The organism is Actinosynnema sp. NPDC059797 (assembly GCF_042732085.1).
GTDB lineage: Bacteria > Actinomycetota > Actinomycetes > Mycobacteriales > Pseudonocardiaceae > Actinosynnema.
The window spans coordinates 1-25,496 of the sequence record NZ_JBHWIE010000056.1; the positions used below are offsets into that span (position 1 = coordinate 1).

The window sequence follows — 25,496 nt, forward strand, 5'->3', positions numbered from 1 at the left end:
CGCTACTCGACTGGCACGCCCGGCGCGGGGCGGTGGTCCACGGACCACCGCGCTACGAGGCGTACCTGGTCACCGTCATCCTCCTGACCAAGTACGGCATCCGCGCCTCGCGCGTGTACCTGGACTTCACCACCGGTGCGGCCAAGAACGAGAACTGGGACGTCTTCGGTTACGACCGCATCGCGTCGGCCTCGCTGCGCCTGCGGGAGAGGACGATCAGGAAGCCGCCCGGCGCGCCCCCTCGGAAGGTGCACAACCGCGAGTTCCGGCTCCGCCTGCTCGACGGCGTGGAGATCCTCAAAGTCAGCGAACGCCTCGACGTCGAGAGCGACACGGAGGTCGACGACGAGGCCGAACTGGAGCAACTCGCCGCGGCGACCTCCGGGATGGACCCGGCCCTCCCGGTGTTGGAGGCCGTGGCCCACCACGGGCCGGCCTGGATCGACCTCGAACGCGACCGCCGGAGCCTGTGGGCGCACGCCTGGTAGGCCGGTGACAGCACTTCCTGGTACGCGCGGGACCAACGGAGGAGTGACGACGAGCAGATGAACGCGACCCGGAACCGCGGCACCACAGCGGAAGAAGTGGTCAACGACTTCCTGTTGGCCGAGTACGACGCCCTGAAAGCCGAGCAGAAGTCGCGGATCGCCTTGCGGGACCGCCTGACGTACACCGCGCTGGCCACGCTGACGGCGACACTGGCACTGGTGGTCCAACCGCCCGCCCGCCCGCACCTGCTCCTCCTCGTGCCGTTGGTGTGCCTCGTCCTGGGCTGGACCTACCTGACCAACGACCAGAAGGTCTCGGCGATCGGGAACTACCTGCGCCGGCACCTGACCCCCGCGTTGGTCGGGATCGAGGGGCGGGAGGACGTGGTGCTCGCCTGGGAGTCCGTCCACCGGAGCACCCCGCTGCGGAGGCTGGACAAGTTCGGGCAGCTGGTGGTGGACCTGCTGGTGTTCGCGATGCCGGCCCTGGTGTCGATCGCGCTCTACTGGACGGCCGACGACGTGCGCGCGGACCTGCTGGCGATCTCGATCGTCGAGGCGCTGGCGACCCTGGCGTTCACGGCCCGGGTCATCGCCGCCGCCGAACTGCGGACCGCGGGGCGGGGCCACCCACTCCAACGCCGATCCGCTCCGCCTCGTGCGGGGTCCTGACACCCCGCGGGGTGCTCAGCCGCCGATCAGGCCGACCACGACCGGGCCGGTCAGTGGTAGCAGGATGCTCGACATGGCGTAGGTGATCGTGTAGCCGATGAGCGGCACGGAGTTGCCCGCCACGCTCGTGACCGCCGAGATCGCCGGGGTGCTGCACTGCTGGCCGGCGATGGCGCCGACGAGGATGGGGGTGCGATCCGGAGCAGCTTGGCGCCCAGGTAGAGCGACAGGAGCGCCGGGATGAGCACCATCGCCACGCCCGCGAACGGCAGCAGCACGCCGTACTGGCGCAGGAGCGCGCCCGCTTGCGGTGCGGCGGACAGGCCGGTCGCGGCGATGAACGTGGCCAGGCCCAGGTCCTTGGTCAACGTGGCGGCGGCCGGTGGGAAGTTGCCGATCGAGCGGTGGCGGGTGCGGAACCAGCCGAACACCAGGCCGGACACCAGGGCGCCGCCGCCGGTGCCCAGTGCCAGCGGCACCGACCCCAGGTGGACGGTCAGCTTGCCGATGAGCATGCCGAGCGTGACGCCGATGCCGAGGTACACGAAGTCGGTGGCACCCGTCCGGGGGACTGCGTAACCCGTTCGGGAGGTCATCTCGTCCAACGCGGACGCCTCGCCCACGAGCGTGAGAACGTCACCGCGCCGCACGACGGTGCCGTCGGCCACCGGCAGCCGGTGCTCGGCGCGCGACACCGCCGTGGTGAATGCGCCCCGCGTCCGCAGCGCCCGCAGCTCCAGGCCGTCGGCCTCGTGCGAGGCGACCACGACCTCCCGCGTCTCCAGGGTGGTCTTCGCCGCCAGGTCCTGGCGCACCCGTTCGGGGCCGATCAGCTCCTCCGCGCGCGGGAAGGCGCCGCGCTCGCCGACCAGCACCACGACGTCGCCGGGTTCGAGCACGAAGGCGGGCTCCACCTGCCGGTACCCGCCGCGCACGACGCCCTCCACGGACGCCCGGTGCGCCAGCTCCGACTCCACGTCGCCCACGGTCCGCCCGGCCGCGTGCGCCACCTCGTAGGCGCGCCCGACCAGGCCGGGCATCGCGGGCACGGTGCCCGGGTCCTCGTCGTCCCCGCCCATGTCGGCCAGCAGCGCCCGTGACGACTTCCTCAGGTCCGTCCTCAGCAGCGCGGGCGCGAGGCCGCTGGTGAACAGCACGATCGTGATCAGGCCGAACAGGTAGCACACGGTGTAGGCGGTGGCCACGTTCCCCTGGAACACGACCGTCGTGGCCGGGTCGAGGCCGAGCTTGCCGATCGCCTCGGTGGCCGTGCCCACGACCGCCGACTCCGTGGCGGCGCCGGCGAGGATGCCCGACGCGGTGCCGACGTCCAGGTCCAGCGCGGCGGCCAGCGCGAGCACCAGCAGCACGACCGTCACGGCCTCCACCAGCGACAGCACACCGATCTTCAGCCCGGACCGGTTGAGGTTGGCGAAGAACTGGGGGCCGCCGGTGAAGCCGAGCGCGAAGATGAACAACGCGAACGCGATCGTGCGCACCTGGTCGTTCAGCGACACGTCGAGCAGGCCGACGACGAGCGCGACGATCAGCGTGCCGCACACGCCGCCGAGCCGGATGGGCCCGACGCGCAGCTTGCCCAGCAGGTAGCCCAGCGCCAGGCACACGAACAGCACGATCTCCGGCGTCGCCTGCAACAGGCTCCTCAGCCACTCCACCGATCGACTATGACCAACGGCCGGCCGCGCCGCGCGCGCTACCGGCGTTGCCACTCGATCGGGTCGGCTCGCCCGGCGCGGCCGGTGCGGGCGACTTAGCCTCGGTCCACCGTCCTGTCGAGACGTCGGTGGAGGTTGGATGGGCTTCCTGAAGGACGAGGTCTTCAACCCCTACCCGGAGCTGCTGGTCTTCCTCACCGTCGCGGTCGGGTTCCTGCTCGGCCGCATCCGGCGGCGCAGCATCGCGCTCGGGTCGGTGACCGGCTGCCTGCTCGCCGGCCTCGCGCTGGGGTGGGTGTTCGAGGTGTCGGTCAACGGCACGGTCAAGTCGCTGTTCTTCGTGATGTTCCTGTTCGCCCTCGGCTACCGCGTCGGCCCGCAGTTCTTCCGGGGGCTGCGCCGGGACGGCCTGCCCCAGGTGCTGCTCGGCGTCGTGGTGTGCGTGGCGGGCCTGCTGGTGTGCTGGCTGTTCGCGGCGGTCCTGGGGTACGGGCCGGGGCTGAGCGCCGGGCTGCTGGGCGGCGCGCTCACCCAGTCCGCCGTCATCGGCGTGGCCGGGGACGCCATCGCCGGCCTGCCCGGCCTGAGCCCGGAGCAGGTCACCGAGCAGCAGAACCTGGTCGCCATCGGTTACGCCGTCACCTACCCGCTGGGCACGATCCTGTGCGCGCTGCTGCTCGCCAACGTGCTCCCGCGCGTCGTCGGGCGCGACCTGGCCGCCGAGAGCGCCGCGCTGGCCCGGGAGCTGGACGCGGGCACGGACGACCCCGACCTGGGCCGGGGGTACTACGAGGTGGTGCTGCGGGCGCACACCGTCACCCACCCCGAGGTGGTCGGGAAGACCATCGACGAGTTCGAGCGCGCCCAGGCCGACCGCGGCCGGCGGGTCTACATCACCCGCGTGCGGCGCGGCGGCGAGCTGCTGCCGCAGGACCAGGGCATCCGGCTCGCCGAGGGCGACGTGGTGGCGGTCAGCGCCGCGCGCGGCGACGTCGTGGCCTACGACCCGGAGCGCGCGATCGGACCCGAGGCCGACGACGTGGAGCTGCTCGGCTACCGGACCGAGACGCTGCACGTCGTGGCGAACGCGAAGGACCAGCTGGGCAGGACCGTCGCGGACCTGCGCGGCGAGCCGTTCATGGTGGGCGTGTTCGTCACCGAGCTGCACCGGTCGGGCGCGAAGTTCCCGCTGCGGTCCTCCACCCGGGTCGAACGCGGGGACACGCTGCTGCTCACCGGCCCGCAGCGGCTCGTCGAGCCCGCCGCCCGCGCCCTCGGCACGCCGGTGCCCACCAGCGCCGCCACCGACATGGTGTGGGTCGGGCTGGGCATCTTCCTCGGCGGTTGCCTCGGCATCCCCGCCCTGCACGCGGGCGGCGTGCCGATCAGCCTGTCCACCTCCGGCGGCGCCCTCATCATGGGCCTGGTCTTCGGGTGGCTGCGCGCCAAGTACCCGACCTACGGCAACGTGCCGGGCGGCGCGCAGTGGTTCATGGACACCCTGGGCCTGTGCCTGTTCGTCGCCGTGGTCGGCATCAACGCCGGGCCGAGCTTCAGCTCCGGCCTCTCCCAGGCCGGCTGGGGCCTGCTGCTGCTCGGCGCGGTGGCCACGGTGGTCCCGCTGGTGATCGGCTTCGCCGTCGGCCACTGGCTGATGAAGATGCGGCTGCCCGTCCTGCTCGGCGTCCTGGCCGGCGCGCAGACCACCACCGCCGCCATCGGCGCGCTCAACGAGGCGGCGAAGAACCAGGTGCCGACCATCGGCTACACGATCCCGTACGCCGTCGGCAACGTCCTGCTCACCATCTGGGGCGCGGTGATCGTGCTCCTCCAGCACTGAAAGGGCCGAACCGGTGCCGAAGTCCACCCGTACCCGGGAGCAGATGGCGGAGCTGAGCGCGCTCAGCCCTTTCGAGCTCAAAAACGAGTTCATCCGGCTCGCCCAGGAGCACCACGAGGGGCAGCAGGTCAAGGCCGCGCACCTGATGCTCAACGCGGGTCGGGGCAACCCGAACTGGATCGCCACCGGGCCGCGCGAGGCGTTCTACGCCCTGGGGCACTTCTCCCTCGCGGAGAGCCGCCGCGTGCTCACCGGCGACGACATCGGCGGGATGCCCGCCAGGCCGGGCATCGCCGACCGGTTCGCCGCGTTCACCAAGGCGCACCCCGACCTGCCCGGCACCGACCTGCTGGAGCGGTCCGTGAGGCTGGGCGTCGAGCGGTTCGGGTTCGACGCCGACGCGTGGGTGCACGAGCTGACCGACGGCATCACCGGCGACAACTACCCGGTGCCCGACCGGATCCTCCCGCACGTGGAGCAGGTCGTGCGGGCGTACCTGCACCAGGAGCTGTTCGGGGATCGGCCCGCCGCCGCGCCGCTGAGCCTGTTCGCGACCGAGGGCGGCACCGCGGCCATGTGCTACCTCTTCGACTCCCTGGTCGCCAACGGGGTGCTGCGCAAGGGCGACCGGATCGCCCTCATGGTGCCGATCTTCACGCCTTACATCGAGATCCCCCACCTCGACGAGTACCGGTTCGAGGTGGAGCTGGTGCGCGCGGACCTGTTCGCCGAAACCGGGGTGCGCGAGTGGCGCTACCCCGCCGAGGAGGTCGCCAAGCTCGCCGACCCGGGCATCAAGGCGGTGTGCCTGGTCAACCCCAGCAACCCGCCGTCGCTGGCGCTGTCGGACCGGGTCCGCGACCAGCTGGTGGGGATCGTCCGGGACGCCAACCCGAACCTGATCGTCATCACCGACGACGTCTACGGGACGTTCGTGGACGGCTTCCGCACCCTCGCCGCCGACCTGCCGCGCAACACCCTGCTCGTCTACTCGTACTCCAAGCACTACGGCGCGACCGGCTGGCGCCTGGGCGTGATCGGCCTGCACGACGACAACGTCGTCGACGACCTCGTCGCCCGCCTGCCCGACGACGAACGCGCCCGCCTGGACACCCGCTACGGCACGCTCACCACCGAACCGTCGCGGCTGCGCTTCATCGACCGGCTGGTGGCCGACTCGCGGCGGGTCGCGCTCAACCACACCGCCGGCCTGAGCCTGCCGCAACAGGTCCAGATGGCGCTGTTCTCGCTGTTCGCCCTCCAGGACGACGGCAAGGCGTACAAGGAGCGGGTGCAGCGCATCGTCCGCACGAGGCTGGACCTGCTCCTGGAAGGCGCCGGGATGCGGATCGCCGACGACCCGGCGCGCGCCGCGTACTACGTCGAGCTGGACCTGCTCGCCGAGGCCGAACGCGTCTACGGCAAGGAGTTCGCCGACTACCTGGAGCGCACCTACGAGCCGGTGGACCCGCTGTTCCGGCTCGCGGAGCAGGCGTCGGTGGTCCTGCTCAACGGCGGCGGCTTCGACGGTCCGAAGTGGTCCGTCCGGGTTTCGCTGGCCAACCTGGAGGACCTGGACTACCTCAAGATCGGCCACCACCTGCAAGCGGTGTTCCGCGACTACCACGACGAGTGGACGTCGAGCTGACCCCGGTGGCCCGGGACCTCGCGGGACGTGGTCCGACGCCGGGGTGTCAGCAGGACCAGTCGGCGCAGGACACGACCTCGAACCCCCGGCCGGGGAAGACGGTGTCCACGAAGAAGTCGTGCACCGCGTCGTCGCCGTCGGCGCAACCGTCGCGCAGCACGGTCACCCGGTAGCCGCGGTCCGCCGCGTCGTAGCACGTCGCGGCCACCATCGCGCTGGTCGCGACCCCGGCGACCGCGAGGCTGTCGACGTGGCGGGCGCGGAGCACGAGGTCGAGGTCCGTGCCGGCGAACGCGCCGGCGCGGCGTTTGAGCACGACGACGTCCTCGTCGGCGACGGGCAGGGTCGGCTCGGTCCCGGCCGATCCCACGTGGAAGCCGTCCCCGGCGTCGAAGAACGACCTGTACAACTCGTCACCCGGCAGCAGGTCGGCCCCGTTGGCCCGGAAGGCGAAGCGCACGAACACCACGAGCGCGCCCGCCGCGCGGGCCCGGGGGAGCAGCTCGGCGACCGGCGGCACCACCCGCGCGGCGAACGGGTAGGTGTCCGTGATGCCCCGTTGGAGGTCACCGATGATCAGTGCGGTGGTCAAGGCAGGCTCCCCGTCCGGTCGGCCCCACGTGGCGCCCCGCGGTGGACGGGGCGGCCGGTCCGGCGGCCGTGGTGCTCGTGGTGGTGGCAGTGCGCGGGTGAGGTTACCGGTCGTCGGCACGGGTCGGCGAGGTTCGTGCGGGTACCGCGACGGCGACGAGGTCTTCGGCTGGGCGTGGAAAACCGGTTCCCCGGGGACGCGGGCACGCCCAGGATGGACCGTGACGCCGCATGGACACCACACGGCGGTGGGGATTCGGGTCGTGCGAGCGGGAGGCGGCGGTGGAGGAGCGCGGGACGGACAGGGTCGAGTGGTTGATCGGTCGGCTCGACTCCCCCGAGGGCGTGCAGGCCGAGGAGGCGCAGGTCGAGCTGACCCACCTCGGTCGCGGCGCCGACGTGGTCGGTCCGCTGCTGCGCGCCCTGCCCGGCCTGGGCGAGTTCGGGCGGTTGTGCGCCGTCGAGATCGTCGAGGACCTCGACGACCGGCGGGCCGGCCCACCGCTGATCGCGCTGCTGGACAGCGACAGCGCCACCGTCCGCGAGTGGGCGGCCCGCGTGCTGGGGAGGTGGCGGGTCCGGGAGGCGTTGCCGGCGGTGTGGCGCGCCTACCGGGCCTGCCTGACCCGGGATGACCCACCCGACTGGTCCGAACCCGTCACCTTGCGGGACGCGCTGACCGACCTCGACGGCCGGCACCCGGTCGTGCCGCGGTTGACCGCCGAGCTGCGGGTGGACCCGGGCGGGCGGGGGTGGTCGGCGTGGCCGTTCACCCGGCTGGTCGAGGTGTTCGAGGAGTTGGCCGACCACGATCAGGTGACGCTGTACTTCCAGCTGTGGCGGGTCCATCCCGACGGCTCGACGTACCGGGCCCAGAGCACCTCCGACGGCACGGAGTTGGACTTCACCCACGACTGGCCGCGCCTGGTCGTGGAGGCCCGCGACCGCGCCGTCCGCCAGGTGCGCCAGGTGGGCTTGGAGGGCGTCGCCGAGGACATCGTGGCCACCATCGAGTGGATCGACGAGAGCGACCTCGCGCCGGCCCCGTCCTCCGACCGGACGGGGAACACTTGAACCCGGGACCGCGGCGTTGACCGCGACGGCCTTTGACCACAGGAGGCACGATGACGGCAACCGGCCGGAGCACGGGCGCACGGCGCGACCTCGGCGCGGGGGTGTGGGTCGGGTGCACCGACGCGCGGGTGGTCCGGGCCGTCTGCGGCGCCGGGTTCGACTGGGCGTGCGTCGACGAGCAGCACGGGGGCGCGGCCGGCGGGCGGGACAACACCGACCTGATCTCCGCCGTGCGCGCGGCGGGCATCCCGGCTTTCGTCCGCGTCGCCTGGAACCGGCCCGAACTGATCGGTCGGGCCCTGGACAGCGGCGCCGACGGGGTCGTCGTGCCGATGGTCGACGACGTCGCGCAGGCGCGGGCGGCTGCCTCGGCGGCGCGGTTCGCACCGCGGGGCACCCGCAGCTTCGGGCCGATCCGGTCCGTCGACGCGGTGGCGGTCCCGGTGCCGGAGCGGGCGAACGCGGACGTCCTGTGCCTGGTCATGGTGGAGACGGCGCGCGGGCTCGCCGCGGTTGACGACATCGCGGCCGTGGACGGTGTGGACGGTGTCTTCGTCGGTCCCTTCGACCTGTCGTTGGCGCTCGGTTCGGACGTGGCCGCGCTGCTGGCCGACGACGGCGAGGACGCCCCGCTGCGGCGGGTGGTCCGCGCCTGCCGGGCGAACGGCCTGGTCGCGGGCGCGTACGCGGGGTCCGTGGAACGTGCCGCCCACCTGCGGTCGGCGGGCTTCGACATGGTCGCCGCGGTCGACGACCTGGCGATGGTCGCGCGGAGCGCGGCGGAAGCGGCCGCCGCGGCGAAGGCTCGCTGATCCGGGTCGACCGGTCGGCGGGCACGGGGGCCGGGTGACCCGGCTGCGGGCGTCGTTCGGCACGGTGGCGTGGCCGGGCGCCGCGGACCCCGTGCCGCGTGGTTCGCCGCCGGTCACGCGGTGACCTCCAGCACGCCCATCATGCCCAGGTCCTCGTGCGAGGCGATGTGGCAGTGGTACACGGTCCGGCCCGGCTCGCCGCGGAACGGGACCGCGATCGTGACGGTGCCGCCCGGCGGGACGTTCACCGTGTCGCGCCACGCGCGCAGCCCTTCCGGCCGGCCGTCGCGGGCCAGCACCTGGAACGGGTAGCTGTGCAGGTGGAAGGGGTGGTCGGTGGTGTGCTCGTTGACCACGTCCCAGACCTCCAGCGTGCCGAGCCGGGCCTCTGCGTCGACCCGGTGGTGGTCGAACGCCCTGCCGTCCAGGGTGAAGTGGTCGTGGCCGCCGCCGAACGCGATCCGGCGGCGCCTCGCGGACGTCGCCTCGTCGAGCACCTCCACCTCGCGCAGCCGCGCGGGCAGCGGCACGGGGGCCAGCCCCGCCGGCACCTCGATCGCCGCGAGGCGGACCAACGCGCTCGGTGCGCCGCCCGGCCCGTAGGCCGAGTGCGGCAGGGCCGCCAGCTCCAGCCGCCCGGCCGCGGTCGCGTCCACCAGCACCTCGGCGCGCTCGCCCGGGGCCAGCAGGACCTCGGCGACCTCCACCGGGGCGTCGACGAAGCCGCAGTCGGTGGCGACCAGGTGCGCGGGCACGCGGTCGCCGCCGCGCAGCACGCCGATCAGCAGGTGGTCGCCGGCGGTGGCGTTGAGCAGGCGCAGCCGCACGCGGCCCGCCGCGGGGGTGATCACCGGCCGGACCACGCCGTTGACGCCGATGTCCCGACCGGTGCGGGTGAACATCACCAGGCGGTCGTCGCAGCCGCGGAGCAGGTCGTCGGCGGGGCCGGTGACGACGAGGGGTCCGGCCAGGCCCGCCAGGAGCTGCCGCTCGACGTCGCCGTGGGCGTGGGGGTGGTACCAGTAGGTGCCGGCCGCGCCGGCGGGGACGTCGAACTCCTGCGCCCGCGTCGCGCCGGGGGGCTGGTGGTCGAGCGGCGCGTCCACGGCGGGCGCGAGGGGCAGGCCGTGCAGGTGCAGGCTGCTGTCGGCGTCGAGGTCGTTGCGGAACTCCAGCCGGACCCGGTCGCCCTCGCGGAGCCGGACCAGCGGGCCGGGTGCGGTCCCGTTGTAGCGCAGGGAGCCGCCGGACGCGGCGGCGGTCAGCTCGCCGCGCAGCACGCCGTCCGGGCCGGCGCGCAGCGGCAGGGTGCCGGGTCGGGGGAGGGGCGGTCCGTCGGTCGGACCGGTGGCGGTGGCGCGGACGGCCAGCGCGCCGCCGCCCGCGGCGAGTGCCCCGGCGGCGAGGCCACCGGCGATCAGCGTCCGGCGGGACACCTTCCGCTCAGCCATGGTGGTGCGCCCCGCCGTCCTGCGGGGCGGCCGGTGCGCGGTCCGCCGCGCCCCGCTCGTCCCCGGTGACGGTGAGGCGGCCGACCATGCCCTTCTCCTCGTGGTCGCCTGCCGCGCAGTGCACCGCGTACCGGCCGGGCCGCGCGTCCACCACGGCGACGCGGGTCCGGCCGCTGGGCACCTCGACGTCCACGCCCAGCTCGGCGATGGTGAAGGTGTGGTTGTCGTCGGTGTCGTTGGTGAACCGGAACGCCACCGGCTGCCCGCCGCCGATGCGGAGCTGGGCGGGGGAGAACTCGTAGTTCGTCAGGTCCACGACGGGCAGCGCGGCGAGCTGTTCGGGTGACAGGGAACCGGTGTCGTCGGCCTGGGGCCACGCGACCACCAGGCCGGCGGCCAGCGCCGCGCCCAGGGCCGTGCCGCCGCCCCAGGCGACCAGCCGCTGCCCGGTCCCGGCGTGACCGCGTCGCGACCGCGCCACCACCGCCGAGACCACCGCCACCCCCGCGGCCGCCACCAGCGCGGCGGAGTTCGCGAACGGCAGCACGTCAGCGGGGCGGATCAGGTCGAACGCCAGGTCGGCCGGGCGGAAGAACACCACGAGCAACGCGACCGGCGCGGCCGTCACGGGCGCGATCCGCGCCCGGCGCCACAGCAGCGCGGCGGCGACGAGGGGGAAGACCGAGACGGCGGCCATGCCGGGGTTCGGCCTGCCGGCGAGGACGAGGAACGCCACGGCGTTGGTCAACGCCAGGACGCCGCTCGCGACCAGGGCGGCGGTCATCGCGGTCGTCGCGGTCGGTGCGCCGGGAGGGGTGGTCGGGCGTGCGGTCACCGGTGTCGCCATGTCGGGCTCCCAGGGGTGTGATTGGTTGATTACTCATTCTCGTCGGTAGTGGACATCGATCACTGCTCGCTTGTCAAGTGCGGGAATTCGGAGTGGGCCGTGCTGCGAGAACGGTTGCGGTATCGGTTGGAGCATATGTTAGTGTTCAGTCACTCACTCAAGGTCGAGTGGGGGCGCGGTTCCGCTGTGGACGTCGTCCGCCCCGCACGAGCAGGGAAGCGACCAGAGCACATGAGCACCCGATCGAACCCCTCGCGCGCCACCGGTGTGGCCGGTCGCCCCGCGGCGGCCCTGGCCGCGCTGGCGGGCGCGCAGTTCCTGGTCGTCCTCAGCACCTCGGTCGTCAACGTGGCGCTGCCCGCCATCGACGCCGCGGTGGCACTGGGCACGAGCGGCATGGCCTGGGTGGTCAACGCCTACGTGCTGGCGTTCGGCGCGCTGCTGCTCCTCGGCGGCCGGGCCGGCGACCTGCTGGGGCGGCGGCGCGTCCTCCTCGCCGGCGCGGCGGTCTTCGGCGCCGGGGCGCTCGCCGCCGGGCTCGCGCCGTCGGCCGGCGTGCTGGTCGCGGCGCGGGCGGTGCAGGGCGTGGGCGCCGCCGCGCTCGCCCCGGCGGCCATGTCGCTGGCCGTCGCCCTGCACCCGGAAGGGCCCGCACGCGGTCGCGCGCTGGCGGTGTGGGGAGCGGTGTCCGCCGTGGGCGGTGCGGCGGGCATCCTCCTCGGTGGCGTGGTGACCGGGGCGCTGGGGTGGCGCTGGGTGTTCCTGCTCACCGCCCCGATCGCGGCCGCGGTGCTGGTCGCCGCCGCGCTGGTGGTGCCCCCGGACGCCGGCGCGGACCGGGGGAAGGCCGACCTGCCCGGCGCGGCGGCCGTCACCTCGGGGCTGGTCGCGCTCGTGCTGGCGGTCTCGGCGGGGCGCGATTGGCCCGACCGGGTGCTGCCGGGCGCCTGCGCGCTCGTCCTGCTGGCGGGTTTCGCGTGGTGGCAGCGGCGCGGCCCTCACCCGATGGTGCCGCCGCGGCTGTTCACCACGGCCCGCGTCGGTCCGGCGACCGCGGGGATGGCCGTGCTGGGCTCGGTGTGGGTGGGGCTGTTCTTCTTCCTCCCCCTCTACCAGCAGCAGGTGCTCGGCTACACCCCCCTGGTGGCCGGCCTGACCCAGCTGCCGCTCGCCGCCGCCAACGTCGCCGGTTCCTGGCTCGCGCCCCGGGCGTCCGCGCGCCTCGGCGCCCGCCGCGCCGCCGTCGCCGGCCTGGTGGTGCTGGCCTGCGGGCTGCTGTGGTTCGGCGCCGCGCGCGCCGACGGCACGTTCGCGGTCGACCTGCTCGGCCCGTCCCTGGTCGCCGGTCTGGGGCTCGGCGCGTCGTTCGTGCTGTTCACCGGCGCCGCGGTGGCCGGTGTGCCCGCCGCTGACCTCGGCGTGGCCAGTGGGTTGAGCAACGCCGCGCGCCAGGTCGGCGGCGCGGTCGGCCTGGCCGTCCTGACCGCCGTGGCGGCCGCGCGGACCGCGTCGCTGTCCGGCGCGCCGACATCCGAAGCCCTGACCGGCGGCTACCGGGCCGCGTTCCTCACCGCAGCGGCCGTGATCGCGGCCCTGTCCCTCTACGTCGCGCGCGCGTTCGCGGGCGCACCGCTCCCCGGAAGGAAGAACCCGTCATGAGCAGCCTGCCCTACATCAGCGACCACTACACGCCGGTGGTGGAGGAGAGCACGGCCACCGGTCTCGTCGTGCGCGGCGCCCTGCCGCCCGAGTTGGACGGCCGCTACTTGCGCAACGGCCACAACCCCAAGCCCGGCGTCACCCCGACGCACTGGTTCAAGGGCTCGGGCATGGTGCACGGCCTGCGCCTGCGCGACGGCCGGGCGGAGTGGTACCGCAACCGCTGGGTGCGCACGCCGCTGTTCGAGGGCAGGCCCGCCTACGACGAGCACGGCCAGCCCGACCTGGCCGCCAGCGTCGCCGGCACCCACGTCATCGAGCACGGCGGTCGGCTGCTGGCGCTGCAGGAGGCCAACCTGCCGTTCGAGCTGGACGCCGAGTTGGGCACGGTCGGCTGCTTCGACTTCGGCGGCAGGCTGAAGACGAACATGACCGCCCACCCCAAGGAGGACCCGGTCACCGGCGAGCTGCACTTCTTCGCCTCCTCGCCCTTCCCGCCGCACCTGATCTACTACGTCGCCTCGCCGCAGGGCGACATCGTGCGGCAGGAGGTCGTCGAGGGCGTTGGCACCGGCCTGATGCACGACTTCGCCATCACCGAGAACTTCGTGGTCTGGGCCGACATGTCGGTCACCTTCGACCCGGCGGAGAAGTCCGGCATCCCCTACCGGTGGAACGACTCCTGCACGCCGCGCATCGGCGTCATGCCGCGCACCGGCGCGCCGGTCGTGCGGTGGTTCGAGGTCGAGCCGGGCGCGCTGCTGCACGTGACCAACGCCCACGAGGACGCCTCGGGGCGCATCGTGCTCGACGGCCCCCGCTTCGACCGCCCGGCGTGGGAGGCGTCGTGGAAGTGGTGGGCGGGCACGCCCGGCCACCCGGAGGTCCCCGCCGTCGGCGTGGTCTCCCACCGCTGGGTGTTCGACCTCGCCGCGGGCTCGGTCAAGGAGGAGCTGGTGGACGACCTCGTGGTCGACTTCCCGACCATCAACGAGACCGTCCTGGGCCGGGAGAACCGCTACGGCTACGCCGTCGCCTTCCCCGGCGCCGGCCTGCACCACCACGGCATCGTCAAGTACGACAACCTCACCGGGGCCCGCCAGGTGACACCGCTGTCGCGGGACCAGGTCCCCGGCGAGGCGGTGTTCGTGCCCGCCGCCGGCGGCGGCAACGAGGACGACGGCTACCTGCTCACCATCGTCAACGACACCGCCCGCAACACCTCGGAGTTCCACGTCCTCGACGCCACCGACCTCACCGGGGACCCGATCGCCGTCGTCGAGCTGCCCCACCGCGTCCCGGGCGGCATCCACGGCTCCTGGGTCCCGGCCTCCGACCTCGCCTGACCGAGCCTGACCGAGAGGAAACGACCACAGTGGACATCGACCGCGACGCCGCCGTGATCTCCCGCCACCGCGTCGAGATCGACGCACCGCTTGACGTGGTGTGGGGCCTGCACACCGACATCGCCGGGTGGACGTCCTGGCAGCCCGAGATCACCGAGGCGGCGATCGGCGACGGGGGCTTCGCGCCCGGCGCGACCTTCTCCTGGCTGACCCACGGGCTGTCCATCACCTCGACCGTCCACGACGTCGAACCACCGCACCGCACCTGCTGGGGCGGCCCGGCGCACGGCATCACCGGCGTGCACGAGTGGACGTTCGAGGAGGTCGCCGGCCGGGTGGTGGTGACCACCGAGGAGTCGTGGGACGGCGAGCCGGTGCGGGCGGACGTGACCGCCATGAAGGCCGCGCTCGACGCCTCGCTGATCTCCTGGCTCGGCCACCTCAAGGCCGCCGCGGAGCGGGCGGCCGGTTGACCGCTGCCCGGGGTCGCCGAACACGGCCGGGTGCGGTCAGCCCTCCACGGCGCCGAGGTAGGTCGTGGCGCCCGCCCGGACGGCGCGGTCGCGGAGTTCCCGGTTGTCGGCCAGCATCCTGCACAGGAGCGCGGGGTCGTTCGGCGGCGCGGCGCGCAGGAGGCCGAACAGGAACGCGATCGGGCCGTCCGGGAGCCGGAACCGCGGTGTGTTGATCCGGGCCCGCGGGACCGGGTAGAGCAGGACGCGGCCGGCGTCGCCGACGTCCCGGGCCGTCAGGCCGGAGAAGACCTCCGCGACGAGGTGTTCGGCGGCGTGGTCGGGCAGGAGCAGGGTGAGCCACGGGTGGTGGTGCCGCAGCGGGTCCGGGCTGTTCGACAGGGTCGCGTCGCCCGCCAGGCGGTGCTGGAAGTCGCGGTAGGCGAGGTCCACGACCTCCGCGGCGTCGCGGACGTCCGAGAGGCCCGCGAGGAGGTACTCCTCCGCCGGCGTGGTCGGCGGGGTGAAGTAGCTGACGCCGTCCATCCAGTAGGCCCAACCCCGGTCCACCGGCTCGGCCCGGCCCTCCAGGTGGTGGAAGCGGCCCTCGGTCACCAGGGTGCGCTGGTCGGCCAGGAACGCGCCGAGGTCGTCGTAGCGCAGGCGGAACCGGCGCGCGTGCGTGTGGGCGGGGACCAGCCGCACGGTGGCCCGCACGATCACGCCCCGTCGGCCCGAGCCCGCGCGCACGTCGTCGAACAGTTCGACGTTGACGCTGGGCGAGCAGGTGACGCACGCGCCGTCGGGCGTCACGACGTCGAGTTGGAGGACGTTGTCGGTCTGCAGGCCGAAGTGGTGGGTGGCGCCGCCGATGCCGCCCACGGACAGGGTGCCGCCCACGGACGTGCCGAGGTGGTCGGTCAGCACCGGGGGCGCGGAGCCCTTGGACAGGGCCGTGTCCAGCACGTCGCACCACCGGACGCCGGCGTCGACGACGACCCGGTCCTCGCTGAGCTGGTGGACCGCGGTGAAGCCGCGCATGTCCAGCACGATCCCGCCGGGCGCCTGGGCCTGCCCGGCCGTGGAGTGGCCCTCGGCCCTGGGCACGACCGGGATGCCCTGCTCGCGGGCGAACCCGAGGATCGCGCCGATGTCCTCGACCGAGGCCGGGCGGACCACGCCGAGCGGGGGCGGGTGCGCGGTGGTGCGGCCGAAGTCGTCGGTGGCCCAGGCCAGCGCCGCGCCCGTGGTGGTCACGAGGCCGTCGAGGACGGGCAGCGGCGTGCCGTCGCAGTCGTCGTGCCCGGTGAGGTGGTGGTGGACCGGGTCGAACCGCAGGGGCCTCGGGTCGAGCACGCGCGGCTCCCTCCTCGGGCACGGGGCAGTTCCGCGGCCCAGCATGGCCAATGACCGCGGATGCCGACAGTCGGAGCACCACCTGGTACTTCGAACGGGTGTACCGCCCCCGAAGGCCGACGGACCGGACCTCGGCCGATCCACCTCCCCCGACCGCCCCGAGCGGGTAGACAGGGTCTGCGCCACCCCGCGCGCCACCCGACACCGGGAGCGACCGTTGACCCGACGCCAGCGCATCGACGACCTGCCGGAGCCGGCCGTGCCGGAGCAGCCGGCGCTGTCACCCGACGGCGCCCACGCCGTGTACGTGCTGCGCACCGACGACGTCGACGCCGACCGCACCACCCGCCGCCTGTGGCGGGTCGCCGTCCGGGGCGGGCGGCCCCGGCGGCTCACCCGCGGCCCGTCCGACACCGCGCCCGCGTGGTCGCCGGACGGGCGGTACGTGGCGTTCCTGCGCGCCCAGGACGGTCCGGGGCAGGACGGTCCGGGGCAGGACGGTCCGGCGCAGCTCTGGCTGCTCCCGGCGGAGGGCGGCGAGGCCGAACCGCTGACCTCCCTGCCCCTGGGCGCGGGCGTGCCCTCCTGGTCGCCGGACGGCACGCGGATCGCGTTCACCGCACCCGTCGACCGGGGCGGCGACCCCGGCGGCCGGGCGCCCGTGGTGATCGACCGGCCGGCCTCCCCGGCGGACGGCCTCGGCCCGCTGCGCGGGCACCTGCACGTGGTCGACACAGCCTCCGGCGAGTGCCGCCAGGTCACCGACGGCGACTGGCACGCGGGCGCGCCGTCCTGGTCGCCGGACGGCACCCGGCTCGCCTTCGCCGCCGCCACCGCGCCCGACGCCGACCCGGCCGAGCGGACCCCCGTGCACGTCGTGGACGCCACCGGCGCGACCCCGCCGGAACCGGTCGGCCTCCACGCCGGCACGGCCCAGCACGTCGGGTGGACCGCGGACGGGACCGCGCTGCTGGTCGTGGGCACGACGGACGACCCGCTCGGCGCCCACCGACTGCTGCGCCTGCCGCTGGACGGCGGCCCGCCCACCGACCTGGCCGCCGCCCTCGACCGCGACGTCACGCGGAGCGGCCCCGCCTGCCCCGGCGCGCCGCCCGCGCTGTCCGACGACGGCCGCGCGGTGCTGTTCTGCGTCCGCGACCGCGGCCGCGCCCACGTCTGGGCGGTCCCGGTCGAGGGCGGCGCGCCCGTGCCGGTCCTCACCGGCGCGGGCCGGGTCGTGCACGGCATGGCCGTCGCGGGCGGGTCGGTGGTCGTGGTGCTGGGTACGCCGACCTCCTTCGGCGAGCTCGTCCGCGTCGACCCGGCCACCGGCGCCGAGGCGGTGCTGACCGACCACGGCGCGGGCGGCGTCGAGCCGTACCCGCGGGAGGAACGCGAGTTCACCGCGTCGGACGGCACGGTCGTGCGCGGCCTGCTGATCCGCGACCCGTCGTTCGAGGGGCCGCGTCCCCTGCTGCTGGACATCCACGGCGGCCCGCACGGCCCCTGGCACGACGCGGCCGACGAATTCCGCCCCTACCAACAGGAACTGGTCGCTAAGGGCTGGGTGGTGCTGCTGCTCGACCCGCCCGGCGGCGACGACCGCGCCCGGGACCTGCTGGAACCACTGGACGAGCTGGTCGCCGAAGGCCTGGCCGACCCGGAGCGGCTGGCCGTGGCCGGCCACGGCGGCTACCCGACCTGCCACCTCACCAGCCGGGACGACCGGTTCGCCGCCGCCGTGGCGGTCGGCGCGGTCGGCGACCCCGCCGGCGCCGGGCACGTGCGCACGCCCACCCTGTTCCTGCACGGCCCGGACGACCCGCGCCACCCGGTCGGCCAGGCCCGGCAGTGGCACGCCGCGCTGCGCGAACGCGGCGTGCCGGCCCGCCTGGTGCTCTACCCGGGCGCCGGCCACCTGTTCCCCCTCGACGGCCCGCCGTCGCACCGGGCCGACCTCAACCGGCGCGTGGTCGACTGGCTGGAGCGCCACGCGGGCAGGACGCGCCCCAACGGGACCGGCCGGGCCAGACCCCCGCTGGACGCCGCGCACTGGCAGCGCAGGCTGTCCGCGCTGACCCGGCGGCACGGCGTGCCCGGCGCGGTGCTCGGCGTCCTGCGGCTGCGCCCGGACGGCCCGGACGAGCTGGTGCGGGCCGCGCACGGCGTGCTCAACCGGGAGACCGGCGTGGGGACCACCGCCGACTCGGTGTTCCTGGTCGGCTCGATCACCAAGCTGTTCACCGCGACGCTGGTGGTGCGCCTGGTCGACGACGGCCTGCTCGACCTCGACGCGCCGATCGCCGACCTGCTGCCCGGACCGCGCCCGGCCGGCGACCGCGCCCGGGTCACCACGCGGCACCTGCTCACCCACACCAGCGGCATCGACGGCGACGTGTTCACCGACACCGGCCGCGGCGACGACTGCGTGGCGGAGTACGCGGCCCGGCTCGGCGAGGTCGCCCAGCAGTTCCCGCCGGGCGCCACCTGGTCCTACTGCAACTCCGGCTTCATCGTCGCGGGCGCGCTGGTGGAACGGCTCACCGGCCGCACCTGGGACGCCGCGCTGCAGGACCTGCTGATCACCCCGCTCGGCCTGGAGCGCACCGGCACGCTGCCGGAGGAGGCGCTGCTGCACCGCACCGCCGCCGGCCACGTCGTCGGCGTTGGCGGCGTTGGCGGCGTTGGTGGCGACGAGCCCGGGCGCGGCGCCACCTGGTGCCCGCCCCGCTCCTCGGGCCCGGCCGGGCTGGTCCACACGACCGCGGCGGACCTGCTGGCGTTCGCCCGCCTGCACCTGACCGGCGGCCTGGCACCCGACGGCACGCGGCTGCTGAGCGCGGCGAGCGCCGCCGCCATGACCGCCCACCAGGCCGACCGGCGCGGCGAGGTCCAACCCGGGCACTCCGTCGGGTTGGGCTGGTTCCGCGACGTGTGGGACGGCCGTGCGTTCCTCAACCACAACGGCACCATCGCGGGCCAACGCGCCTACCTGCGGCTGCTGCCCGACGAAGGGCTGGCGGCGGTCCTGCTGACCAACGGCGACAACTCCCAGGGCCTCGCGGCCGAGGTGTTCCGGGAGGTCTTCGCCGAGCTGGCGGACGTCACCGCGCCGAGCCCGCCGCGACCACCCGCCCGGCCGGTGACCGCGGACGTGCGCAAGCACCTCGGCGTCTACGAGCGGTCGGGCTCCCGCCTGGAGGTCTACGAGGACGGCGGCCCCCGGCTGCGCGCCACCGCGCTCGGCCCACTGGCCCACGTGACGCCGGACCCGGTCCGGGAGTACGAGCTGGTGCCGCTGGAGGAGGACGCGTTCGTGGTGTGGGAGCCGCAGCTGCGGGGCTGGGCCCCGGTGACGTTCTCCGCGCTGCCGGACGGGCGGCGGTTCGCCCACTTCCTCCTGCGCGCGACCCCGGAGGTGGGCTGACGTGGCGGACCTGGAGGCGATGCTGGCGGACGTCGAGGAACTGGTGACGTGCGAGTCGCCGTCCGCCGACCTGGCGGCCGTGGCCGCGAGCGCGGACGTCGTGGCCCGGGTCGGCGCGCGACGCCTGGGCACGGCCCCGGACCGGCTCGTCGTGGCCGGCCGGACGCACCTGCGCTGGCGGTTCGGCGACGGACCGGCGCGCGTGCTGCTCCTGGGCCACCACGACACGGTGTGGCCGCTCGGCTCGCTCGCGACGCACCCGTTCACCACCGCCGGGGGAGTGCTGCGCGGACCCGGCTGCTTCGACATGAAAGCCGGGCTGGTCATCGCCCTGCACGCGATCGCCGCGCTGCCCGACCGCGCCGGCGTGACGCTGCTGGTCACCGGGGACGAGGAGATCGGGTCACCGTCCTCGCGCGACCTGGTCCAGGCCGAGGCGACGGGCTGCGCGGCCGCCCTGGTGCTGGAGGCCTCCGCGCCGGGAGGGGCGCTCAAGCTGGAGCGCAAGGGCGTGTCGCGCTACGAGGTGCGGGTCCGGGGCCTGGCCGCGCACGCCGGCCTCGAACCCGAACGCGGCGTCAACGCGGCCGTCGAGCTGGCCCACCAGGTGCTCGCGGTGGCCGGGCTGGGCGATGCCGGGCGCGGGACGACGGTCACCCCGACCCTGGCGTCCGCCGGCGCGTCGGCCAACACGGTGCCCGCGACGGGCGCGTTCGCGGTCGACGCGCGCGCCCGGGACGTCGCCGAGCAGCAGCGGGTGGACGCGGCGATGCGCGCGCTGAGCCCCGTGCTCGACGGCGCGGGGCTGGAGGTGGTCGGCGGACCGAACCGCCCGCCGATGCCCGCCTCGGCGTCGGCCGGGCTGTTCGCCCGTGCCCGGGAGGTGGCGGCGGCGCTGGGTTCGGGGCCGCTGGAGGGCGTGGCGGTGGGAGGGGGCTCGGACGGCAACTTCACCGCCGGGGTCGGGACGCCGACGCTGGACGGGTTGGGGGCCGTGGGCGGTGGGGCGCACGCCGACGACGAGCACGTGCTGATCGAGCACCTGGCACCGCGGACGGCGCTGGTGGCGGCGCTGGTCGCGGACCTGCTGGGCGGGGCGGGGGGTTGATCGGCCGGGGTTGATCGGCTGGGGTTGGCGAGCAGGGGGCGTGCGGGCCGGCGGGTTGCTCGGGTCGACAGGTCGCTCGAGTTGCTCGGGTTGCTCGGGTCGGCGGGTCGCTCGCGCCGGCAGGTTGACCGGGACGGGAGCTTGTCCGGGCGGTGGGTTCCCCGGGGCCGGGTTCGCGCGGGACGGCCTACCAGTGCCCGAACCGCACCACCTCGTCGAACGGTGCGCGCGGACGGGTCCGCGGCGAGGCTCCCTCGGAAATCCCCTCCTCAGCCGCGTGCCCGATGGCGACCGCCCCGATCGGCACGTGGCCGTCGGGCACCCCGAACTCCGCGCGCAGCCGGTCGAAGACACCGGCGCGGAAGCCGAAGTACACCGCGCCCAGCCCCTCGTCCACCGCGGTCTGGAGGATCAGCAGCACCGCCATACCCGTGTCGACGTACCAGAACGGCACCGGCCAGCGGTCCTCGCTCCGATCGGTCCACCCCTTGTCGGGCAGGGCGTACCGGTCGAGGTAGGCGTCCTTCACCGCGAAGGGGACCACGACCACAGGCGCCGTCCGCACCGGCTCGTCCGCCGTGAAGCCGATCACCTCGTAGAACCGCTCCAACTCGGCGTCCCGCAGCACCAGGAACGCCTGGCCCTGTGAGAACCCGGCGGACGGGCCGCGCACGGCGTTGCGCATGATCCGCAGCACGCTCTCGTCGGGCACGGGCTCGTCGGTGAACCTGCGCACCATCCGCCTGCGCCGCACCACGTCCTGGAACTCCACGCCCACCTCCGGACCCCGTCGCGCCCCTGCCCGCCCCTGCCCGCCCTTGCCCGCCCTTGCCCGCCCCTGCCGCACCTGTCGCAAGACCTGCCCCGACCTGCCGCAGACCCGTCGAACCCCAGGCCCTGATGGTAGGGGCGGCAGTCAGCGGTCAAGGGCCAGTCGGACGCCCAGACCGATGAAGATTCCCCCGGTGGCGGTGTCGATCCGCCTGCGAGCCGCACGCCGCGCACGCAGCCACCCACCGATCCGCCCGGCCAGCAGCCCCACGGTGCCGTCGACGACGAACTCCAACACGATCAGGATCGCACCCAGGACGACGAACTGCAGCCACACCCGCCCCAGGCCCGGGTCCACGAACTGCGGCAGGAACGCGATGGTGAAGGTGACCATCTTCGGGTTCAGCAGGTTGGTCGTCAGCCCGGTGAGGAAGGCCCGCCGCCCCGACATGCCAGTGCCGGCCGGCAGGTCGTTCCCCGGCTCGTCGCGGTTCCGGATCATCCGCACGCCGAGGTAGATCAGGTAGGCCGCGCCGACGACGCGGACCACGGTGAACGCGAACGGCGCGGCAGCGAACAACGCCGCGAGCCCGGCGGCCGCCACGGTGACGTGCACGGCCTCGCTGGTCGCCACCCCGGCCGTGGCCAGCAGGCCCGCGCGCGGCCCGCCCTTCATGCCGCAGCCCAGGACGAACAGCATGTCCGGGCCGGGGGTGATCATCGCGATGATCGTGGTCAGGGTGAACGCGAGGAGCAGGTGGGGATCGACGGGCACGGCGCGAGTCTTGCAGAGCGGCTTGGCGGGACGAACCGTTTTTCCACGACCGTGTGCTGGCGCCGCTACCGCTGACCCCGTGACCGCTGATCCCGCTACCGCTGACCCTGTGACTGCACTGGCTCCGTGACTGCACTGGCTCCGTGACTGCACTGGCTCCGTGACTGCACTGGCTCCGTGACTGCACTGGCTTCGTGACCGCACTGACCTCGCGGCCGCACCGGCAGCGCGACCGCTGACGCCCCACCGCTGGCACCACAGCGGCAGGCCGCTACCGGTGGCCCTATTACCGGCTGCCGCTACGGCCTCATGACACCTCCTATCGCTGTCGTCGCTACCGCATGACACCTCACTACCGCTGCCGCCGCCATCGCATGGCACCTTCGCCGCGCCGCCTCCATATTTCCGGCTAACGTTTGAGCCGTTGACATTGATGCCGTGCTTGGCTCGTCTAATCCGTACGTGTTGTCTTTTGCGGCATTGTCCCCGGTCATGGCCATGATCCGTGCTCGCCGAACCAAGGATTACCACCTGCCACCGACGTCCGCCGGCGATGATGTCCGAGCCCTTTGCCCACGACCTGTGATCGGCACCGGTCCGCGTTCCGCTTCCCCCTGCTGGTATCCCTGACCCGCGGGCGGGTGGTGTCTAGGAGAGGTCGGTCGTGGTGGAGCTGAGGGTGCTGGGGCCCGTCGAGGCTTGGGTCGGGGACCGGCGGTTGGACGTGGGGCACGCCCGGCAGCAGTGCGTGCTGGCCGCGTTGCTGGTGGACGCCAACCGGGTGGTGTCGGTCGACCAACTGCTGGACCGCGTGTGGGGTGAGGACGTCCCGTCGCGGGGGAAGGGGAATCTTCACTCGTACGTGTCTCGGCTGCGCACGGCGCTCGCCGGGACGGGGGACGTGGCCATCGTGCACCGCTCGGGTGGCTGGGCGCTGGAGGTGGACCCCGACCGCGTCGACCTGCACCGGTTCCGCGGGTTGCTCGCCGTGGCCCGCTCGGTCCCCGACCCGGGTGACGGGCTGGCCGCCGTGGAGCGGGCGTTGGCGTTGTGGCGGGGTGAGGCGTTCACGGGGCTGTCCACCCCGTGGGTCGAGGCCGCTCGGGAGACCCTGGCCGCCGAGCGGTGGACCGCCGAGTTGGAGCGCACGGACCTGGCGCTGGCGCTCGGCCGCCACGCCGACCTGCTGCCCGAGCTGGCCGCCCGCACCCGTCACCACCCGCTGGACGAGCGCCTGGCCGCCCAGTACGTGCTCGCACTGGCCCGCAGCGGGCGCCAGGCCGCCGCGCTGAGCCACTACGAGCAGGTGCGCGCGCGGCTGGCCGACGAGTTGGGCGCCGACCCCGGCCTGGCGCTGCGGGACCTGCACCAGCGGCTCCTCGCCGCCGACCCGGCCGTGCTCAAGGGGCCGTCCGGCGGTCCCGCGCACGTGGAGCCCACGGACACCTCCGGGGCGCCGCGGCAGCTGCCCGCCCCGCCCCGGTCGTTCATCGGCCGCGCCGACGAGCTGGACGCGTTGACCGCCGCCCTGGACGACGCGCCCGCCGGGGCGGTGGTGATCTCCGCGATCGGCGGCGCGGGCGGGATCGGCAAGACGTGGTTGGCGCTGCACTGGGCGCACGAGCACGCGGACCGGTTCCCCGACGGCCAGTTGTTCGTCGACCTGCGCGGGTTCAGCCCGGACAGCGAGCCGATGCCGGCGTCCGTGGCGGTGCGCGGGTTCCTCGACGCGCTCGGCGTCGACCCCGGCCGCATCCCGACCGACCCGGACGCCCAGTCCGCCCTGCTGCGCAGCACGGTCGTGGACAAGCGGATCCTCATGGTGCTGGACAACGCCGCCGACACCGGCCAGGTCGTGCCGCTGCTGCCCGGCGGGAACTCCTGCACCGTGCTGGTCACCAGCCGCAGCAGGCTGTTGGGCCTGATGACCGCCCACGGCGCGCGCCACCTCAACCTCGACGTGCTCACCGACGAGGAGGCGCGGGTGCTGCTGGTCCGCCGGCTGGGCGCCGCGCGGGTGGCGGCCGAGGCGGGCGCCGTGGACGAGCTGGTCGGCTTCTGCCAGGGGTTCCCGCTGGCGCTGGGCGTCATCGCCGCCCGCGCGCACACCCACGCCGACCTGCCCCTGGCGACCTTCGCCGCCGAGCTGCGCGAACTCGGCCTGGACGCGCTGGCCGACAGCGACCCGGCCGCCAGCCTGCCCGCCGTGCTGTCCTGGTCGTACCGGGCGCTGACGGACGAGCAGCAGGTGGTGCTGGGCCTCCTCGCCCTCGCGCCCGGTCCCGACATCGGCCTGCCCGCGGCGGCGGCCCTCACCGGGCTGTCACCGGTCGAGGTCGGGCGGGCGCTGCGCGGCCTGGAGCAGGCGTCGCTGCTCACCCGGGACGCCCGCGGCCGGTACTCGACCCACGACCTCATCCGCGCCTACGCCGCCGACACCGCCCGGGGCCGGCCGGAGGGCGAGCGGACGGCGGCGCTGCGGCGCGTGGTCGACTTCTACCTGCACACCGCCCACGCCGCCGACCTGTGCCTGGACCCGCACCGCGAGGTCGTCCCGCTCGACCCGGCGGACGTCGAGCCCCGCGTGCCCGCGGACACCGCAGAGGCCCTGGCCTGGCTCGACCTCGAACAGCCCTGCCTGCTCGCCGCCCAGCAGACCGCCGTCGCGCACGGGTGGGACCGGGCCGCGTGGCACCTGGCCTGGGCGCTCACCACCTTCCACAACCGGAGGGGTCACCTGGCCGAGCAGCTCGCGGTCTGCCGGGCCGGGCTGGTCGCCGCCGAGCGGCTCGACGACCCGTCCGCGCGCATCCGCGTGCACCGCCTCCTGGGCCGCACCCACGCCGCGCTGAGGCAGCACGACGAGGCGGTCGGGCAGCTGGACCGGGCGCTCGCGCTGGCCGAGCGGCACGAGCCCGGCACCCAGGCGCACATCCACCAGGTGCTGGCCTGGACGTGGGCGCGGCGGGGCGACGACGCGCGGGCGCTGGAGCACGCCACCCGGTCCCTGGAGTTCTACCGCACCCTCGGCAACCCGGCGTGGGAGGCCAACGCGCTGAACATGGTCGGCTGGTACGCCGCGCAGAACGGCGAGCACGACCGCGCCCGCGAGCACTGCCGGGCCGCCCTGGAGCTGCACCGCCGCCACGGCAACCCCGAGGGCGAGGCGGACACCCTCGACAGCCTGGCCTACACCGACCACCGGACCGGGCGGCACGAGCAGGCCGTGGAGCACTACCGGCAGGCGCTGGTGCTGTTCCGCGACATCGGCAACACCGTGCAGGTCGGGGACACCCTCGAACACCTGGGGCACCCGCTCGCGGCCCTCGGGCGGCACGAGGAGGCCCGCGCGGCGTGGGAGGAGGCCCTGGACCTGTTCCGGGCGCAGGAGCGGGCCGACGAGGCCGACCGGGTGCGGCGGGAACTCGACGCCCTGCCCGACACCTCGACCGGCGTCCCGGGGGCCGGGGCCTGACGCGTGTCCCGGGAACCGCTGCCCGAGG

Annotated in this window: 19 protein-coding genes; 12 read left to right on the plus strand and 7 right to left on the minus strand. The window is 74.6% G+C overall.

Features of this window, described 5'->3' with window-relative positions; translation table 11 throughout:
- Together ACFV4N_RS16570 and ACFV4N_RS16575 are read left to right on the plus strand one after the other, a co-directional pair.
- On the plus strand, nucleotides 1-488 hold a 488-nt coding region (locus ACFV4N_RS16570; protein WP_499673391.1), incomplete at its 5' end, for a hypothetical protein.
- A 57-nt stretch (nucleotides 489-545) separates the two neighbouring features.
- On the plus strand, nucleotides 546-1,160 hold the full coding sequence (locus tag ACFV4N_RS16575; RefSeq protein ID WP_499673392.1) for a hypothetical protein: 615 nt from the start codon (nucleotides 546-548) through the stop codon (nucleotides 1,158-1,160).
- 50 nt (nucleotides 1,161-1,210) lie between these two features.
- Here ACFV4N_RS16575 and ACFV4N_RS16580 read toward each other — a convergent pair whose 3' ends face one another.
- Nucleotides 1,211-2,836: an aspartate-alanine antiporter-like transporter gene (locus ACFV4N_RS16580; RefSeq protein WP_499673393.1), complete on the minus strand. Its 1,626-nt coding sequence runs from the start codon at nucleotides 2,834-2,836 to the stop codon at nucleotides 1,211-1,213.
- 139 nt (nucleotides 2,837-2,975) lie between these two features.
- On the opposite strand from ACFV4N_RS16580, the gene aspT reads away from it, so the two are divergent.
- Entirely contained in the window at nucleotides 2,976-4,676 is a 1,701-nt protein-coding gene (aspT, locus tag ACFV4N_RS16585) for an aspartate-alanine antiporter (protein WP_499673394.1), read from the plus strand.
- 43 nt (nucleotides 4,677-4,719) lie between these two features.
- Nucleotides 4,720-6,324, plus strand: coding sequence for a bifunctional aspartate transaminase/aspartate 4-decarboxylase (locus tag ACFV4N_RS16590; RefSeq protein ID WP_499673395.1), 1,605 nt, complete (start codon nucleotides 4,720-4,722; stop codon nucleotides 6,322-6,324).
- Nucleotides 6,325-6,370: 46 nt separating this feature from the next.
- Here ACFV4N_RS16590 and ACFV4N_RS16595 read toward each other — a convergent pair whose 3' ends face one another.
- The gene (locus tag ACFV4N_RS16595; protein ID WP_499673396.1) at nucleotides 6,371-6,916 is read right to left on the minus strand and encodes a cysteine hydrolase family protein; all 546 of its coding nucleotides are present in this window, start codon (nucleotides 6,914-6,916) and stop codon (nucleotides 6,371-6,373) included.
- Nucleotides 6,917-7,146: 230 nt separating this feature from the next.
- Between ACFV4N_RS16595 and ACFV4N_RS16600 the strand changes: the two genes are divergently transcribed.
- Together ACFV4N_RS16600 and ACFV4N_RS16605 are read left to right on the plus strand one after the other, a co-directional pair.
- Nucleotides 7,147-7,989, plus strand: coding sequence for a HEAT repeat domain-containing protein (locus ACFV4N_RS16600; RefSeq protein ID WP_499673397.1), 843 nt, complete (start codon nucleotides 7,147-7,149; stop codon nucleotides 7,987-7,989).
- 50 nt (nucleotides 7,990-8,039) lie between these two features.
- A complete protein-coding gene (locus ACFV4N_RS16605) occupies nucleotides 8,040-8,801 on the plus strand; it encodes an HpcH/HpaI aldolase family protein (protein WP_499673398.1) in 762 nt (253 codons plus the stop codon).
- A 113-nt stretch (nucleotides 8,802-8,914) separates the two neighbouring features.
- On the opposite strand, the gene ACFV4N_RS16610 is transcribed toward ACFV4N_RS16605, so the two are convergent.
- Both ACFV4N_RS16610 and ACFV4N_RS16615 read right to left on the minus strand, forming a co-directional pair.
- On the minus strand, nucleotides 8,915-10,252 hold the full coding sequence (locus ACFV4N_RS16610; RefSeq protein WP_499673399.1) for a multicopper oxidase family protein: 1,338 nt from the start codon (nucleotides 10,250-10,252) through the stop codon (nucleotides 8,915-8,917).
- Nucleotides 10,245-11,099 (minus strand): cupredoxin domain-containing protein, encoded by an 855-nt coding sequence (locus ACFV4N_RS16615; RefSeq protein ID WP_499673400.1) that lies wholly within the window; start codon nucleotides 11,097-11,099, stop codon nucleotides 10,245-10,247. The genes ACFV4N_RS16610 and ACFV4N_RS16615 overlap by 8 nt, the downstream gene beginning before the upstream one ends.
- 231 nt (nucleotides 11,100-11,330) lie before the next feature.
- Between ACFV4N_RS16615 and ACFV4N_RS16620 the strand changes: the two genes are divergently transcribed.
- From ACFV4N_RS16620 to ACFV4N_RS16630, 3 genes are read left to right on the plus strand one after another with little or no spacing between them, the layout of a single operon-like run.
- The gene (locus tag ACFV4N_RS16620; RefSeq protein WP_499673401.1) at nucleotides 11,331-12,758 is read left to right on the plus strand and encodes an MFS transporter; all 1,428 of its coding nucleotides are present in this window, start codon (nucleotides 11,331-11,333) and stop codon (nucleotides 12,756-12,758) included.
- Nucleotides 12,755-14,104, plus strand: coding sequence for a carotenoid oxygenase family protein (locus ACFV4N_RS16625; protein ID WP_499673402.1), 1,350 nt, complete (start codon nucleotides 12,755-12,757; stop codon nucleotides 14,102-14,104). Before ACFV4N_RS16620 ends, ACFV4N_RS16625 begins: the two co-directional genes overlap by 4 nt.
- 29 nt (nucleotides 14,105-14,133) lie before the next feature.
- A complete protein-coding gene (locus ACFV4N_RS16630) occupies nucleotides 14,134-14,577 on the plus strand; it encodes an SRPBCC family protein (protein WP_499673403.1) in 444 nt (147 codons plus the stop codon).
- Between the two features lie 36 nt (nucleotides 14,578-14,613).
- Here the strand turns inward: ACFV4N_RS16630 and ACFV4N_RS16635 are convergent, their stop codons facing one another.
- Nucleotides 14,614-15,912 (minus strand): FAD-binding protein, encoded by a 1,299-nt coding sequence (locus ACFV4N_RS16635; protein ID WP_499673404.1) that lies wholly within the window; start codon nucleotides 15,910-15,912, stop codon nucleotides 14,614-14,616.
- A 217-nt stretch (nucleotides 15,913-16,129) separates the two neighbouring features.
- On the opposite strand from ACFV4N_RS16635, the gene ACFV4N_RS16640 reads away from it, so the two are divergent.
- Both ACFV4N_RS16640 and ACFV4N_RS16645 read left to right on the plus strand, forming a co-directional pair.
- The gene (locus ACFV4N_RS16640) at nucleotides 16,130-19,339 is read left to right on the plus strand and encodes a serine hydrolase (RefSeq protein WP_499673405.1); all 3,210 of its coding nucleotides are present in this window, start codon (nucleotides 16,130-16,132) and stop codon (nucleotides 19,337-19,339) included.
- Nucleotides 19,340-19,358: 19 nt separating this feature from the next.
- The gene (locus ACFV4N_RS16645; RefSeq protein WP_499673417.1) at nucleotides 19,359-20,447 is read left to right on the plus strand and encodes a M20 family metallopeptidase; all 1,089 of its coding nucleotides are present in this window, start codon (nucleotides 19,359-19,361) and stop codon (nucleotides 20,445-20,447) included.
- Nucleotides 20,448-20,634: 187 nt separating this feature from the next.
- Here the strand turns inward: ACFV4N_RS16645 and ACFV4N_RS16650 are convergent, their stop codons facing one another.
- Both ACFV4N_RS16650 and ACFV4N_RS16655 read right to left on the minus strand, forming a co-directional pair.
- Nucleotides 20,635-21,219 carry a nitroreductase family protein gene (locus ACFV4N_RS16650; protein ID WP_499673406.1) on the minus strand — a complete coding sequence of 195 codons (585 nt, stop codon included), beginning with the start codon at nucleotides 21,217-21,219 and terminating at the stop codon, nucleotides 20,635-20,637.
- 144 nt (nucleotides 21,220-21,363) lie between these two features.
- Nucleotides 21,364-21,993, minus strand: a complete 630-nt coding sequence (locus ACFV4N_RS16655; RefSeq protein ID WP_499673407.1) for a LysE family translocator — start codon at nucleotides 21,991-21,993, stop codon at nucleotides 21,364-21,366.
- Between the two features lie 664 nt (nucleotides 21,994-22,657).
- Here ACFV4N_RS16655 and ACFV4N_RS16660 point away from each other — a divergent pair.
- The gene (locus ACFV4N_RS16660; protein WP_499673408.1) at nucleotides 22,658-25,468 is read left to right on the plus strand and encodes an AfsR/SARP family transcriptional regulator; all 2,811 of its coding nucleotides are present in this window, start codon (nucleotides 22,658-22,660) and stop codon (nucleotides 25,466-25,468) included.
- Nucleotides 25,469-25,496 lie beyond the last annotated feature (28 nt).